The sequence below is a fragment of the uncultured Polaribacter sp. genome, assembly GCF_947500975.1.
Taxonomy (GTDB): domain Bacteria; phylum Bacteroidota; class Bacteroidia; order Flavobacteriales; family Flavobacteriaceae; genus Polaribacter.
The window spans coordinates 40,786-55,474 of sequence record NZ_CANMUE010000006.1 but is presented as its reverse complement, the minus strand read 5'-3'; the positions used below and the strand labels follow the sequence as shown (position 1 = coordinate 55,474).

Sequence of the window (14,689 nt, the reverse complement as noted above, 5' to 3'; positions counted from 1 at the left end):
TTATTACAATTTATGGACTAATTTTTAAAAACAATCAATCTATATTTCTTCCTTTATTAGTAGTTGGTATTTCTTACGGGAGCATTTTACCAATGCAATTTGTTACCATGAAGAAAATTAAAACTGAATTAAAATCAAGAGAAAACAAGTAGATATAATGAAAAAAATATTTTTAGTATTCGCAATTATTACTTTGGTATCGTGCACAAACAATAAAGAAATAAAACAAGTTGCTGAAATTTCTTGCGGACAATGTCAGTTTGAATTAGACAATCAAAATGGGTGCGATTTAGCAATTAGAATTAACAACAAAGCTTATTTTGTTGAAGGTTTTAATATTGATGATTTTGGTGATGCACATGATAAAACTACTGGATTTTGTGAAGTAATTAGAAAAGGTAAAATTGTTGGCAAAGTTGAAGACAACAAATTTATTGCCTCTTCAATAAAATTACTTGATTAAAAACTAGATAATACTAATTTTTAAAAACTTAGTGGAGTAGTAATCAATTTAAAAAATTACTTTATAAATCGATAGGTAGCTTTTATTAAAAAAGTATCTTCTAAATTACTACCTGTAATTTGATTATTTAAACCTTGTGTTAGAGAGTTTTCTGTTTCATCAAAAGCAGTTACACCTCTAGACCAAACAAAAAACAACTCAGAACCCGGAATATATTCCCATCTAGCAACAAGGTTAGACCTAAACTGTACGTAAGAAAAATCTGGTTTATTAAATGTATAATCAGTAGCGCCATCTGAGTTTTCATCAACATAATATACATTATTACTTTCGCTAATAGCATCATTATACCAAGTAACTCTTTCATTTAAATCTTTTGAAGTAGCATTACTTACATAATTATAATTATTATACCTTACTCTGGCTATATAAGGTTGCCCGTAAAATTGAAGCGATAAATTTGGATTGATACTATAATTTAATCTTAATGTTGTACTTAAGTTTTGATTATCTATTCCAGCTAAAATGTACCTTGTAATACCTTCATAATCTACTGCTGTAACATATTGAGTTTTATTAGGATTGTTTTCAAACGCTGTACTTAAAGAAATACTTAATGCATTTAATGGTTGATAATTAAATCTTAAAACTGATCTCCAAAAAGAAAAATTATCTTGTTTTGCTGAACTATAGACTTGACCAAATGTAAAATTGAATTTTTTACTGTTATCTGAACCTAAAAATAATGTTATAAAATTTTCTTCAGAAAACCTCCAACGTGGACCTCCTTGTAAAAAAGTGTTTGAAAATATTCTAGGTTTATGACCCAAACTGAATTCTGTCCACCAATTATTTTTCCATGTTGCATATCCTTGTAATTCATATTGAATTCTATTATAATTCCCTTCAAAATCATAAGATGAATTTTGATTTAACCTTAAATTAGCATCTCTAATTAAATTTGTTGGTTTTAACCAATTATAACTAATTCTTGCAAATTGATTAATTAAATCTGCTTGTCTTAAAAAACCTATATCATTTAATTCAAGTTCTGGTGATCGCCAATTAAAACCAGCAAAATATTGCCAATTACCTGCTCTTTTACCACCAAAAACTCTTCCTCCTGTTCCTGTTAAAGATGTTTTGGTTGGATCTACAGAAACATGACTAGCATCTGTTCTTTGAAATAAATGAGTTAATGATTCTTGAGTGGCTTGTATTACCTCTTCACTACCATTTACCCTACTCAAAACAAAATGTGTTTTTAAATAATAATCTCTATTATGCCAATTATGTTCAAAATCTATACCAGCAGTATAAGCCGATTTGTGTAATTCATCTGCCAAATTATTATTTAAATTTCTATTTGTAGCGGTAAAAACCCCTCCAAAAAAAGTATTTCTATCATTAAAATCTTTTTGTGCTCTAGCAACAAAATAATTGGTAAGCGGTTCTACTAATACTTCTCTTCTTTCTCCATTATCATCTATTTCTGCATACTCATTAGCTGTTATGCTTTCTAAAACACCTAATGACCAACCATTTTGGGTTTTGCCAGAAAATTTTGCTGCGCCTAAAATAGTAGTATTTATAGGTATATTGTTATATTCATGATCTTCTAAATCTAGAGATCCTTGTGGACTTCTTCCAATTCTTCTACTATAAAAAATATTGTCTTGCCCAGAAAACCTAAAATCAAAAATATTTTTATTTTCTACAAAAAAAGGACGTTGTTCTTCAAAAAACACTTGAAAACCATCTAGAGCAATTGCAGCAGGATCTGCTTCTACTTGTCCAAAATCAGGATTTATGGTAAGATCTAAAGTTAAATCATTTGTAATTCCAATTTTAGCATCTAAACCTGCGTTTATTTTAAAATCACTTCCATCTCTATATGGATTGCCAGTTTCTACAGGATAATTATCATACTGTAAAACTGTAAAAGGTTGAATTTCTAATTGTTTTTGAGGTACTAAATCTATCAATCCATGTAACTCACCAGCTTCACTAATAAAACCAGATTGGTCATTTGGTATTCTTTGCCAAAGTGAGCGTTCTTGTAATCTAAAAATAGTTCTATTGATATTAAATCCCCAAATTTGCTCTTTTGCATCTCCAAAACGCAGCTGACTAAAAGGTATTTTCATTTCAGTTGTCCAACCTTTATCATCCACTTTTGCATCTGTATACCAAATTGGGTTCCAACTTTCATCCCAGTTATTGCCATTTTGGGTTACAATTTCTTCTCCTTTAACACCAGCAGCAGTTGTAGTAAAAACAAAAGCAGTTCTTTTATCATGATAACTATCTATAATTACGTTTACTCTATCACCTGCAAAACCATCTCTTCTACTTAATCGCTTTTGAATTAAATTTGGTTCCTCATCAAAAGCTCTAATAGCAATGTATAAATACTTTGCATCATATATTATTTTAAACTTTGTTTGATATGCTGGTGGTGTTCCTTCATCAGGGTTTTTTTCTGTAAAATCTGACGACCAGCTTACTACACTCCAAGCATCGTCAGAAATATCACCATCAATAACTGGTACTTTTTGTAATCTTTTTGTAGTGTAAATTCTTTTAGCTATTTTTTCTTTTAAAGGTTCTTGCGCATTTATTAAAAGTGAAAAAAAAGTAAAATAAAAAAAGATTAAGGTTAGAAATTTCATTTTATAAAGATGTAACTTATGTCTTTAAACAACTAAAAAAGTGCTTTTTACATACAACAAAAATAACTTTCTAAATTTAAAAAAACATATTAATTATTAAAAAAATAAACTAATCAACAAAAAACAGTTAAATAAAGTAAACTCCTATTTGTCAATCAAATAAATCTCCCTACATTTGCACTCCTTTTTTAAGGGAAAAATAATTATTAACAAACAAAAACTAATAGTGTAATTATGAACACATTAAGTTACAAAACAGTATCAGCAAACAGCTCTACAGTAAACAAAGAGTGGGTTTTAGTTGATGCAGACGGGCAAACGTTGGGTCGTCTAGCTTCTAAAGTAGCAAAGCTAATTAGAGGTAAATACAAGCCAAACTTTACTCCTCACGTAGATTGTGGAGATAACGTGGTTATTATCAACGCAGAAAAAATTGTTTTAACTGGCAACAAATGGAAAGACAAATCTTACATTCGTCACACAGGTTATCCAGGAGGACAAAGATCGTTAACTGCAACAGAAATGTTTGAGAAAGATCCTACAAGATTGATTGAGAAAGCAGTTAAAGGAATGTTACCTAAAAATATTTTAGGTTCAGCTTTATACAGGAACTTGTATGTATATGCAGGTACAGAGCACAAACAAGCGGGTCAAGAACCTAAAGCTATTAACCTTAACGATTTAAAATAATGGATATAGTACATAAAATAGGTAGAAGAAAAACTGCTGTTGCACGTATTTATCTTTCTGAAGGAACAGGTAATATTACAGTAAATAAAAAAGACTATAAAAGTTACTTTTCAACAGGAACTTTACAATACAAAGTACAACAGCCTTTAATGTTAACAGAAAACTTAGAATCTTACGATATCAAAGTTAATGTTTACGGTGGTGGTGTAACTGGGCAAGCAGAAGCAATTCGTTTGGCTATTACAAGAGCTTTAGTTGCTATTAATGAAGATCATAGAGCAATATTAAAACCAGAAGGTTTATTAACTCGTGATCCAAGAATGGTAGAACGTAAGAAATTCGGTCAGAAAAAAGCACGTAAAAAATTCCAATTCTCGAAACGTTAATATTTTACAGAATTTATTCTGCAATTTATTATACCGAGAACTGTTATTATTACAAATATTTAATATTAAACAGTTTAGTATCTAAATATATAAGACTCAAAAGACTACTTATATATTGATTTCAAAACAGAAAGTAAACACATTTAACAAAATGGCAAATATCAATATTCAAGAATTACTAGACAACGGTGTGCACTTTGGACACTTAACTAGAAAATGGAACCCAAACATGGCTCCATACATTTATACAGAACGTAATGGTGTACACATCATCGACTTGTATAAAACTGCAGCAAAAATAGAAGAATCTTCAGAAGCTTTAAAAAAGATTGCTAACTCTGGACGTAAAATTTTATTTGTTGCTACAAAGAAACAAGCTAAAGATATTGTTTCAGAAAAAGCAAAAGCAGTAAACATGCCTTACATTACAGAAAGATGGCCAGGTGGTATGTTAACTAACTTTGTTACTATTAGAAAAGCTGTTAAAAAAATGGCTCATATTGATAGAATGAAACAAGATGGTTCTTTTGATGCTTTATCAAAAAGAGAAAAATTACAAATTAATCGTCAGAGAGAAAAATTAGAAAAGAATTTAGGTTCTATTTCTGATATGACTCGTTTACCTGGTGCATTATTTGTAATCGATATTAAGAAAGAACACATTGCTATTGCAGAAGCACAAAAATTAAACATTCCAATTTTTGCAATGGTTGATACAAACTCTGATCCTAGATTAGTAGATTTTGTAATACCAGCAAATGATGATGCGTCTAAATCTATAGACAAAGTTTTAGGTTTTGTTACTGATGCAATTGCAGAAGGTTTATCTGATAGAAAAGCAGACAAAGCTGATAAAGAAAAAGCAAAGGAAGTAAAAAAAGAAGCACAAACAGCTCCAAAAGCTGAAACTGCTGAAGCTCCTGCTAAAGAAACAAAATAAGTACAACATTAAAAAATAAAAATAACATGGAAACAGTAAAGATAAGTGCTGCTGATGTTAAAAAATTAAGAGAAGCTACTGGAGCTGGAATGATGGACTGTAAAAAGGCATTAGTTGAAGCAGGTGGTGATTTTGATAAAGCAATTGACATTTTAAGAAAAAAAGGTCAAAAAATTGCTGCAAAAAGAGCTGATAGAGAATCTACAGAAGGTGTTGCAGTAACAAGAATTAACGACGCTAAAACTGCTGCTGTAGCAATTGTTTTAGCTTGTGAAACTGACTTTGTTGGTAAAAACGAATCTTTTGTTGCCTTAGGTGGTCAGTTTGCTGACATCGCTTTAAATTATGACAATAAAGAAGCTTTCTTAGCTGCTGATTTTGGAGGAATGACTGTTGCTGAGAAATTAGTTGAACAAACTGGTGTAATTGGTGAGAAATTAGAAATTACTGCATTTGAAAAAATAGAAGCTGCTTATATTGGTGCTTATACTCATATTGGTAAAATTGCTGCTTTAGTAGGTTTATCTGCTGTTGTAGACAATGCTGAAACTTTAGCAAAAGACGTTGCAATGCAAGTTGCATCAATGGGTGCAACTACATTATCGTACAAAGATTTTGACCCTGCATTTGTTGCTGCCGAAACTGAAGCTAGAATTGCTGTAATTGAAAAAGATAATATTGAGTTAGGTAGATTAGGTAAAACTTTAAAAAATGTACCTCAATTTATCTCAATGTCTCAATTATCTGATGAAGTTTTAGCAAAAGCTGAAGAAGCTGCAAAAGCTGAATTAGCTGCTGAAGGAAAACCAGAAAAAATCTGGGATAGAATTTTACCAGGAAAAATGGAAAGATTCATTTCTGATAACACAACTTTAGATATGGAACAGTGTCTTTTAGATCAATCTTTTATTAAGGATGAAAAGAAAAACGTTGCACAATATGTAAAAACTTATGGTGATGTTGAAGTTTCTTCTTTTAAAAGAGTTACTTTAGGATAACATTATTCTATAAATCATATTTAAAAACCTCGCAATTTGCGAGGTTTTTTTGTTCAAGAAAATAAATTATAAAATTAAATAAGATTATATTTATATCTTAAATTAAGATAACCATCATATAATAAAAGGTTTATAAAACTGAAAGAAGAACTTTACCATATAAAAACAAAAGATAAACAAAACATTGCTCTATGGAAATTAAGTTCTGAAAAACAACTTAATAGGCATATTTTTTTTACTCATGGAACATTTTCTAATAGAAAAGTTTGTGATGGAATAGCATTGTTTTTAACAGAAAAAGGATTTACATGCTGGATAATGGAATGGAGAAATCACGGAAAAAGTTCAAAAGCAAAACAGAAATTCAATTTTGAAACTATTGCTAAGTATGATATTTCATCAACATTTAATTTTTTATTTAACACAATAAAATTAAAATCTTTAGATTGTATAACTCATAGTGCTGGTGGTATTGTTTTAACCATGTTTTTAATTAACAATCCAAATTATAATTCAAAAATTAATAGCATTACTCTATTTGGAGTACAAGCTTTTGGCGCAAGTAAAAATTTAAGAAATAAAATAAAAATATTAATTAGTAAATATTTAACTGCAACTTTAGGTAAAGTTCCTTCTAAAAGTGCTGGCTCAACAGAACATGGCGAAAGTTATTATACTATGAAGCAATGGTTTGATTGGAATTTAAAAAAGAATTTTATTGGAGAAAATGGTTTCGATTATCTAAAAATGATGAATACAATTAAAACTCCAATATTATCTATTTGTGCAAAAGGAGATAACTTTATTGCTCCAAAAGAAGGTTGCCAAAAATTTATAGATGCATTTGAAAATGAACAAAACAAACTGATATTTTTCTCAAAAGAAAATGGAAATTTAGAAGACTACAACCATAGCAGAATTATAAAATCGAAAAATTCAAAAAAAGAAATTTGGCCTATAGTAGAAAAATGGATTTATGAAAAAAGCTAACTTAAAAAAGATTGAATTAAATCTTTAGAATGAGTTGTATTTATAACTGGAAAATCAAACCAATTTTGTAAATTTTCTTGATACCCAGCATTGTTTAAATAGTTATGTAATGCAATATTTAAACCTTTAGTATATTTAGAGTGGTCTGCTCCTTGTGGGTCTTCATGATATAAATCATTTTGAGCAAAACCTTCAAAAACTGGCCCTATTATTTTGATACCAAATTCATCAGGGTTTTGACCAACAGGGCTATGTGCAGTTGTTGTAAATTGATGCCAAAAAGCAGATTGAATACAGTTATTCTCAAACAATTGTCTTACAACCTCCAATGAATCTATAGTTTCTTGTTCAGTTTCTGTAGGAAAGCCATACATTAAATACGCATGAACTAAAATATTGTTTTGAGAAAAATTATTGGTTACTCTAGTAACTTGTGCTATATCAACTCCTTTTTTCATTTTGGCCAACAACCTATCAGAAGCCACTTCTAAACCACCTGTTACAGCAATACAACCCGATTTAGACATTAATTGACATAGTTCAAAATTGAAGGTTTTTTCGAATCTAATATTTGTCCACCAAGTAATTTTTACATTTCTTTCAATTAATTTATTAGATAACGCTCTCAACATTTTTGGTGGTGCAGCTTCATCAACAAAATGAAAACCTGTTATGCCCGTATCTTTTATAATCTTCTCTATTTTGTTTACTAAATCTTCTGCGGTTGTATTTTGATAATTACCAATATAATCTAAAGTAACATCACAAAAAGAACATTGTTTCCAATAACAACCATGAGATATAGTTAGTTTATTCCATCTTGCATCTGTCCACATTCTATGCATAGGATTTACAACATCTAAAAAAGAAACATACTTATCATATGGCAAACCTGAATAATTTGGTGCTGGTAAGTTTTTATGATGATAAATAGTGTTAGGTATTTTATTTTTGTAAACTACTTGATTATTTTCTAGTACAAAAGTTCTTTCCAGTTCATTGATATCGACTTTATTTTCTAAATAATTTATTATTTTTAATAACGGGCCTTCACCATCATCTAAAGAAATAAAATCGACAAAATCAAAAATTCGCGGATCATTTAAAGAGCGTAATTCTGTGTTACAATACCCACCTCCAAAAGCAATTGAAATACTAGGATAAAACTGTTTTATAAATTGAGAACAACGTAAAGCTGCAAATAAATTTCCAGGAAAAGGAATCGTAAAACAAACTATATTTGGTGAATGTGTTTTTATTTGTTCTTCTAAAATATCAAACATTTTGTCTTCAATTAAAGAATGTTGACTGTTTAAAAACTCTTCTATTTGATCAAAACTACTTGCCGCTGTTGCAATTTGTTCAGCATACTTTGTAAACGCAAAAAACTCATCAACATTTGCTTGAATAAAATCGCCAATTTCTTCAATAAAAAGTGTTGCATAATGCTTTGCTTTGTCAATAATACCTATTTCACCAATTTCCCATTTAATATTTTTATTTACTTTAAGCAATCTATGTCCTAAAGGTAAAAAATTAGGTTTCAAAATTTTATTGGCAGTATCAATATCTTGCTTTTGCAAAAATGAAATTACAATATCAACATTAGAAATATAAGCTTCTTTCATTTTCCTAACTTTTGGAAAATAAAAATTTTTTAAATCTTCAGCTTCTTTAAAAATATCTGATAGAAATTCTTTTGAGAAAATTGATATGAAAAGCTCGATACTTAGGTCACAGTGCGTAAACGATATTTGGTGTTTTTCTATAAATCCTTTTAAATAAGCGCTAGCAGGATAAGCTGTATTTAACTGTGTAAAAGGTGGGGTTATAAAAAGAAGTTTTGATTGCATAATGCATCTTACAAAGATAAAAATCTATAAAAACTGAATTATTTTTAAGAATCAATTTTACCAACAGCACAACTAACAAAAGATTTTGCTTTGTGTACAATTGTGTTTTTATCACCTACTTCTGGGTAACCTAATTTTGATAATTTTACTCTAACTGCATCTAAATTATCATTTTCTGATGTAATAGACACCAAAGAATTATTAACATCAATTGTTACTTCTTTAACTCCAATAATTGTTGAAATTCCTTTTTTTATAGTTGCAGCACAACCACCACACTTTAAGTTTTCTATTTGAATTTCTGCTGTCATAATTTCTAATTTTCAGTTTTCCACATCTTATATCCGCCTATTACATTATAAACTTCAAAACCCTGTTCTTGTAGTATTTTTGCAGATTTTTCGCTTCTATTTCCACTTCTGCAATACAAATATACAGGTTTATTTTTATCTAAAATTTTAATTATCTTTTGAGTAAAATTTGCATCATAATAATTTGCAAACATGGCTGTTTTTATAAAACCATTTGCTATTTCATCTGGTGTTCTTACATCAACTAATTGAATTTTTTCTTTCTCAATAAGTGCTTTGAGTTCAACCGTTTTAATTGTATTTATTTCTTGTGCTACTTCACAATTCGTAAATAAAATACTAATTAAAAAAATGGATAGTAAATGTTTCATGTCATTATAATTTTGAAGAACAAATTGCTTTATATATTTTATAATTTTTAATTACTTGTATGCTTGGTGTATATATTTAGCATGCTTATCTTGTATAGATTTGTCTCCTGTTTTATAAAATTCTACTGCATCATTTGCTCTAATAAAAAAATGATTGATATTAATAATCTGCAAAATTCCACTTTTTAAAAAATCATCTCTAACAGGCCCTTTTACTCCAGAAAAATAAAAATCAACACCTCTTTTCTTATAATAATTAATGCGCTCTTTTAACATTTCTACCCCAGTGCTATCAACCCTATTTATACTTTCTGCATCAACTACAATCAATTTTAATGCCGTGCCTTTCTTATCTGCCAAAGTATCTAAATTGTCTCTAAAATAATTTGAATTTGCATAAAATAGCTGTGCGTCAAATCTAAAAATTAATATATCTTCTGATGTTATAACTTCTTCAAATCTATTTATATTTCTATAAAAATCTGAGTCAGGAACTTTTCCTAATTCAGTAAAATGAGGTTTAGAAGTTCTATAAATTAAAACAATTAATGACAAACCAACACCTATAACAATTCCAAATTCAATTCCTGCAAAAAGTGTGGCAATAAAAGTAGATAACATTAACCAAAAATCTAAATTATTAGCTTTCCATAAAAAAAATGCTTCTTTAAAATTGATTAAACCAAAAACAGCAACTACAATAATTGCTGCTAAAACTGTTTTAGGTAAATAATAAAACAAAGGTGTAAAATATAATAAAGTGATTACTACTATTAACACAGAAATTAATGCAGACATACCTGTTTTTGCTCCACTTTCTATGTTAATTGCTGATCTTGAAAAACTTGAAGTTGTTGGATAAGCTTTAAATAATGAACCAAAAATATTACTTAACCCTAGAGCAATTAGCTCTTGATTAGGTCTTATTCTATAAACATCTTGTTTTGCTTCTAATGATTTTCCTATAGAAATAGTTTCTAAATAACCTACCATTACCAATGTTAAGGCAGTTGGCAGTAATTCTCTCATTAATGATATATTAAAGTTAGGAATTCCAAATTCTGGTAATCCAGAAGGAATCTCTTCTACAATAGCAACATCGTTAAAATATTTGCCAAAATATTTCATTACAAAAATTCCTAAAATAACAACAATTAATGCATTTGGTATCTTTTTATTTATTCTTCTAAAAACAATAATTATCATTATTGATACAATACCTATACTGGTTGTAGATAAGTTATAGGTTGATATTTGCAACCAAATATTTTTTAATACAAATTGAATCCTATCACTTTGAATAAAATTTGCACCCAATAAATTTTTAAACTGATTAACACCAATAATTATTGCAACTGCAGATGTAAAACCCGTAATTACTGGTTTTGATAAAAAATTAACAATAAAACCTAAATTGAAAACCCCCATTAAAAATTGGATAATACCAACCATTAACGCTAATAAAATAGCAATAGCAATATAGTTTTCTGATCCAGCAACGGCTAATGTAGAAACACCAGTTGCAACAATTAAAGAATCCATAGCAACGGGTCCAATTGCAACTTGTCTTGATGATCCAAAAATTGCATACATAACCTGTGGTACTAATGCACAATACAAACCATAAATAGGTGGTAAACCTGCAATTAATGCGTAAGCAATACCTTGTGGAATTAAAATAATACCTATTGTAATTCCTGCAAATAGATCACTTTTAAAAAGCGATGTATTGTAGTTTGGTAACCATTCTAAAATTGGTATGATTTTTTTTAGGTTCATTTTATACTCTTCACTTTTGGCTTTTTACCAATTGTTCATTACAAATATTTTTTTAAAAAAGTTCTCCTTGAGTTCTTCCTTTTTCTCTTCCTTTTTCTCTTCCTAAATGTTTATAAGCCAAATCGGTAACTTCTCTTCCTCTAGGGGTTCGCATAATAAAACCTTGTTGAATTAAAAACGGTTCGTACACTTCTTCAATAGTTTCGGTATTTTCTGATACAGCAGTAGCAATGGTACTAATTCCTACTGGACCTCCTTTAAATTTATCAATAATAGTTGCTAAAATTTTGTTATCCATTTCATCTAAACCATGCGCATCAACATTTAATGCATTTAATGCATATTTTGCAATTTGAATAGTAATAGAACCATTTCCTTTTATCTGAGCAAAATCTCTAACTCTTCTTAACAAAGCATTCGCAATTCTTGGAGTTCCTCTACTTCTCCCTGCAATTTCAATTGCAGCTTCCATAGAAATTGGAACATTTAAAATGTAAGAACTTCTTTGAACAATGCTGGTTAAGAGTTCTGTTGAGTAATAATGTAAACGACTACTAATTCCAAAACGCGCTCTCATTGGCGCTGTTAGCAATCCTGAACGTGTTGTTGCACCTATTAATGTAAAGGGTTCTAAATTGATTTGTACAGTTCTGGCATTTGGGCCAGATTCTATCATTATATCAATCTTATAATCTTCCATTGCAGAGTATAAATATTCTTCTACAATTGGGCTTAGTCTATGAATCTCATCAATAAATAGCACATCTCTTTCATCTAAATTTGTAAGTAAACCAGCTAAATCGCCCGGTTTGTCTAAAACTGGACCAGATGTAACCTTTATACCTACTTGCAATTCATTTGCTAAAATATGTGCTAATGTTGTTTTTCCTAATCCTGGAGGGCCATGAAATAATGTGTGATCTAACGCCTCATCTCTTTGATTGGCTGCTTCAACAAAAATTTTTAAATTTTCAATTGCTTGATCTTGTCCTGTAAAATCATCAAAAGAAAGTGGACGTAATTTTTTTTCTACATCTAATTCTTCATTTGAAAAATTTGTATTTTCAGGATTTAAGTTTTCATTCATAAAACAAAGATAAAGGATTTGGTGGCAATCTTATTTATAAATACCAGCTTCTATCAAGGCTTTTTTTGCTGCTTCTGTTACATCACCTTCAAAAAGTTTTTCATAACGTGCGTCTAAAACATAGCCTTTAATAACAACTTTTGTTGCTGCATGATCATCAAAATGATCAAAAAACAAAATAGTTACTGGTTTATCAATATTTAAATATCTAGATGTTATTGCTGCTTCTTCTGCAATTTTTCTAATTTGAGTAACATCAACATTTATTGGTAACCAAAGATTTATAACTACCATACAATCTAATGCGCCTGAATTTGCATTGGAAATACTGTCTGAAATTATTGCTGAATTTGGAATGGTTACTGTGTTGTCATCTGAAGTACTTACAATTGTATTTCGCAAACCAATATTTACAACTTCTCCATAATTACCTTTAATATTTATTCTGTCTCCAATTTGAAATGGCCTGTCTAAAATGATTAATAAACCTCCAAAAATGTTTTTAACAATATCTTGCAAAGCAAAACCTAATGCTAGTGCTGACGAACCCATTAATGCATAAACAGCTTCCGCTGAAGGATTAAATAGCGTTATTATAAGTGTATAAATTGCTAAAACCCAAACCAAAATTTTAACTACAGGTTGTAGTCTTAATATTTTTAATCGATGCCTGTTAAAGTTTTTTACCAAGTTTTTAAAAAACCAATCTAATAGTTTTATAATTCCCCAAGTTAAAATTATTACTATTAAAATAGTAAAAATTTTAGTAAATGAAATTACTTCAGTTGCTGTATTTAAAGTATTTTCAACATTACTTTTTACATCTTTTACAGTTTGTTCTTGTCCAAAGCTTATTAAACAAAAAAAGTAGAAAAATAGTTGTAGTGTTTTTTTCATATTATCTAAAATTTCTATTTAAACGTTCTCTTAATTGTTGCTTTAATACATCTACATAGATTAAGTTTATTCTATAATCAGATTTGTTTTCTGAATTTTTTGTAGGTCTTATTAAGTTTTTTTCTAATAGCTTTTCTATAGTTAATCTACTTTGTCTACTCGAGTTTCTTAGCACAATATTTAATTCATCTATTGTTAAAGATCTATGTTGAAAAATTGCTTCTAAAATAAATAAATCAGCTAAAGACAAGCCTTCAATTTCCTTTTCTTCAAATGGCTTTATATAAACTGTTTTTTCTTTTACTTTAAATGCAGATTCTCTAGCATATAAAATTGCTTTAGACATGTTACCTTTTGAAAAGTCAAATAATTTTTTAAAAAATAAACTCTCTAAAATTGTTTGTCTTTCTGACGGAGTAACTTTTTTAAATTGTTTTTCGATTTTTTTTGGAAGATTTAAAGGTTTTAAAAATACCATTGAATAACCTCTATTTCTCAAAATAATTTCTTCTTTTAACATTTCATTACTTATAGGGTTCAAGTGTACAATTGATGGGAAATGTGAAGAAAAATATTTGACACTATTTAAGTAATAAAATGAATATTTATTAATAGAAACAATCCAATAAATTTTATCTTTTGTGGCATGTAAAAACAATAAAAAATCTTCAAGTAAATTAAACCCATTAATTTTTCTTATAAATAACCTTTCTATGTTTTCTAAAATTACAACTTTACTTTCTTCAAAAGTTTCAATGTGTTTTCCTAAATTATTTAAAGTAGTTATTTTTTCTTCTATCTTAAAAAAGTGAGTTAATAGTTGAATTAATTTACTGTAAGAATCAATAGATTTATCGGTTTCTAAAATTTTTGCCGAAGGATAAATATAAGTACTAGCATGTAGCAATGAAGTACCTCCTTCTCCTGGATTATTAACTACTAATAAAGGTGAATTTACAATTTTCCAATTTTCATAAGCTAGTTCTAAACTTTTAAATTCGTTTTCTCTATCTTTTAAAAAACCCTTATCTTGAATTGCGTATAAAGTAAATCTTTCTAAATATTCTTCAGGCAAAAGAACTTTTTCTTCTGCTTCTTCAATAATTGAAATTTCATCTGAAATAGCAATATCAAAAAGTTTATATAAAAAATTCTTTACTTTTAATATTTTCTCTGAGGATAACATTTTATTAAAATTAGTTATAGCTAATATAATAAACAAAAACGAGAAACTATAAAAGCAAAAAACCTT

The 14,689-nt window shown here is 28.6% G+C and carries 14 protein-coding genes; 6 read left to right on the top strand and 8 right to left on the bottom strand.

All coding sequences use genetic code 11. From position 1 onward, the window contains the following. Positions 1–157 precede the first annotated feature (157 nt). Positions 158–463, top strand: a complete 306-nt coding sequence (locus tag Q0733_RS08100; RefSeq protein ID WP_298781117.1) for a DUF6370 family protein — start codon at positions 158–160, stop codon at positions 461–463. Between the two features lie 56 nt (positions 464–519). Here the strand turns inward: Q0733_RS08100 and Q0733_RS08095 are convergent, their stop codons facing one another. Further along, positions 520–3,135 carry a DUF5916 domain-containing protein gene (locus Q0733_RS08095; RefSeq protein ID WP_298781115.1) on the bottom strand — a complete coding sequence of 872 codons (2,616 nt, stop codon included), beginning with the start codon at positions 3,133–3,135 and terminating at the stop codon, positions 520–522. Between the two features lie 234 nt (positions 3,136–3,369). Between Q0733_RS08095 and rplM the strand changes: the two genes are divergently transcribed. The 5 genes from rplM to Q0733_RS08070 all read left to right on the top strand — a co-directional run bounded on the left by rplM (position 3,370) and on the right by Q0733_RS08070 (position 7,139). Further along, the gene (gene rplM / locus Q0733_RS08090) at positions 3,370–3,825 is read left to right on the top strand and encodes a 50S ribosomal protein L13 (protein ID WP_298781113.1); all 456 of its coding nucleotides are present in this window, start codon (positions 3,370–3,372) and stop codon (positions 3,823–3,825) included. Then, complete coding sequence (gene rpsI / locus Q0733_RS08085; protein ID WP_298781110.1) at positions 3,825–4,211, top strand: 30S ribosomal protein S9; 387 nt, start codon at positions 3,825–3,827, stop codon at positions 4,209–4,211. Before rplM ends, rpsI begins: the two co-directional genes overlap by 1 nt. Positions 4,212–4,362: 151 nt before the next feature. After that, positions 4,363–5,151, top strand: coding sequence for a 30S ribosomal protein S2 (gene rpsB, locus Q0733_RS08080; protein ID WP_298781108.1), 789 nt, complete (start codon positions 4,363–4,365; stop codon positions 5,149–5,151). Between the two features lie 26 nt (positions 5,152–5,177). Then, entirely contained in the window at positions 5,178–6,149 is a 972-nt protein-coding gene (tsf, locus tag Q0733_RS08075; protein WP_298781107.1) for a translation elongation factor Ts, read from the top strand. Positions 6,150–6,281: 132 nt separating this feature from the next. Beyond that, positions 6,282–7,139 carry an alpha/beta fold hydrolase gene (locus Q0733_RS08070; protein WP_367276303.1) on the top strand — a complete coding sequence of 286 codons (858 nt, stop codon included), beginning with the start codon at positions 6,282–6,284 and terminating at the stop codon, positions 7,137–7,139. Here Q0733_RS08070 and Q0733_RS08065 read toward each other — a convergent pair. Genes Q0733_RS08065 through Q0733_RS08035 form a run of 7 tightly spaced genes read right to left on the bottom strand, consistent with a single transcriptional unit; the run spans position 7,136 to position 14,623 of the window. After that, positions 7,136–8,992, bottom strand: coding sequence for a radical SAM protein (locus Q0733_RS08065; RefSeq protein WP_298781104.1), 1,857 nt, complete (start codon positions 8,990–8,992; stop codon positions 7,136–7,138). The two genes, Q0733_RS08070 and Q0733_RS08065, sit on opposite strands and share 4 nt — an antisense overlap. A gap of 44 nt (positions 8,993–9,036) precedes the next feature. Further along, positions 9,037–9,303, bottom strand: coding sequence for a heavy-metal-associated domain-containing protein (locus tag Q0733_RS08060; RefSeq protein WP_298781103.1), 267 nt, complete (start codon positions 9,301–9,303; stop codon positions 9,037–9,039). Positions 9,304–9,308: 5 nt separating this feature from the next. Next, complete coding sequence (locus tag Q0733_RS08055; protein ID WP_298781100.1) at positions 9,309–9,674, bottom strand: rhodanese-like domain-containing protein; 366 nt, start codon at positions 9,672–9,674, stop codon at positions 9,309–9,311. Positions 9,675–9,725: 51 nt separating this feature from the next. After that, positions 9,726–11,453, bottom strand: a complete 1,728-nt coding sequence (locus Q0733_RS08050; RefSeq protein WP_298781098.1) for a SulP family inorganic anion transporter — start codon at positions 11,451–11,453, stop codon at positions 9,726–9,728. 52 nt (positions 11,454–11,505) lie between these two features. After that, a complete protein-coding gene (gene ruvB / locus Q0733_RS08045; protein WP_298781094.1) occupies positions 11,506–12,540 on the bottom strand; it encodes a Holliday junction branch migration DNA helicase RuvB in 1,035 nt (344 codons plus the stop codon). 30 nt (positions 12,541–12,570) lie between these two features. Further along, positions 12,571–13,437, bottom strand: a complete 867-nt coding sequence (locus Q0733_RS08040; RefSeq protein WP_298781091.1) for a mechanosensitive ion channel domain-containing protein — start codon at positions 13,435–13,437, stop codon at positions 12,571–12,573. A gap of 1 nt (position 13,438) precedes the next feature. After that, positions 13,439–14,623 carry a hypothetical protein gene (locus Q0733_RS08035; RefSeq protein ID WP_298781088.1) on the bottom strand — a complete coding sequence of 395 codons (1,185 nt, stop codon included), beginning with the start codon at positions 14,621–14,623 and terminating at the stop codon, positions 13,439–13,441. Between the last annotated feature and the right edge of the window lie 66 nt (positions 14,624–14,689).

Excerpts from the sequence above, each read along its gene's own strand:
- Q0733_RS08100 (WP_298781117.1), top strand. The coding sequence starts at position 158 with ATGAAAAAAATATTTTTAGTATTCGCAATTATTACTTTGGTATCGTGC.
- Q0733_RS08095 (WP_298781115.1), bottom strand. The coding sequence starts at position 3,135 with ATGAAATTTCTAACCTTAATCTTTTTTTATTTTACTTTTTTTTCACTT.
- rplM (WP_298781113.1), top strand. The coding sequence starts at position 3,370 with ATGAACACATTAAGTTACAAAACAGTATCAGCAAACAGCTCTACAGTA.
- rpsI (WP_298781110.1), top strand. The coding sequence starts at position 3,825 with ATGGATATAGTACATAAAATAGGTAGAAGAAAAACTGCTGTTGCACGT.
- rpsB (WP_298781108.1), top strand. The coding sequence starts at position 4,363 with ATGGCAAATATCAATATTCAAGAATTACTAGACAACGGTGTGCACTTT.
- tsf (WP_298781107.1), top strand. The coding sequence starts at position 5,178 with ATGGAAACAGTAAAGATAAGTGCTGCTGATGTTAAAAAATTAAGAGAA.
- Q0733_RS08065 (WP_298781104.1), bottom strand. The coding sequence starts at position 8,992 with ATGCAATCAAAACTTCTTTTTATAACCCCACCTTTTACACAGTTAAAT.
- Q0733_RS08060 (WP_298781103.1), bottom strand. The coding sequence starts at position 9,303 with ATGACAGCAGAAATTCAAATAGAAAACTTAAAGTGTGGTGGTTGTGCT.
- Q0733_RS08055 (WP_298781100.1), bottom strand. The coding sequence starts at position 9,674 with ATGAAACATTTACTATCCATTTTTTTAATTAGTATTTTATTTACGAAT.
- Q0733_RS08050 (WP_298781098.1), bottom strand. The coding sequence starts at position 11,453 with ATGAACCTAAAAAAAATCATACCAATTTTAGAATGGTTACCAAACTAC.
- ruvB (WP_298781094.1), bottom strand. The coding sequence starts at position 12,540 with ATGAATGAAAACTTAAATCCTGAAAATACAAATTTTTCAAATGAAGAA.
- Q0733_RS08040 (WP_298781091.1), bottom strand. The coding sequence starts at position 13,437 with ATGAAAAAAACACTACAACTATTTTTCTACTTTTTTTGTTTAATAAGC.
- Q0733_RS08035 (WP_298781088.1), bottom strand. The coding sequence starts at position 14,623 with ATGTTATCCTCAGAGAAAATATTAAAAGTAAAGAATTTTTTATATAAA.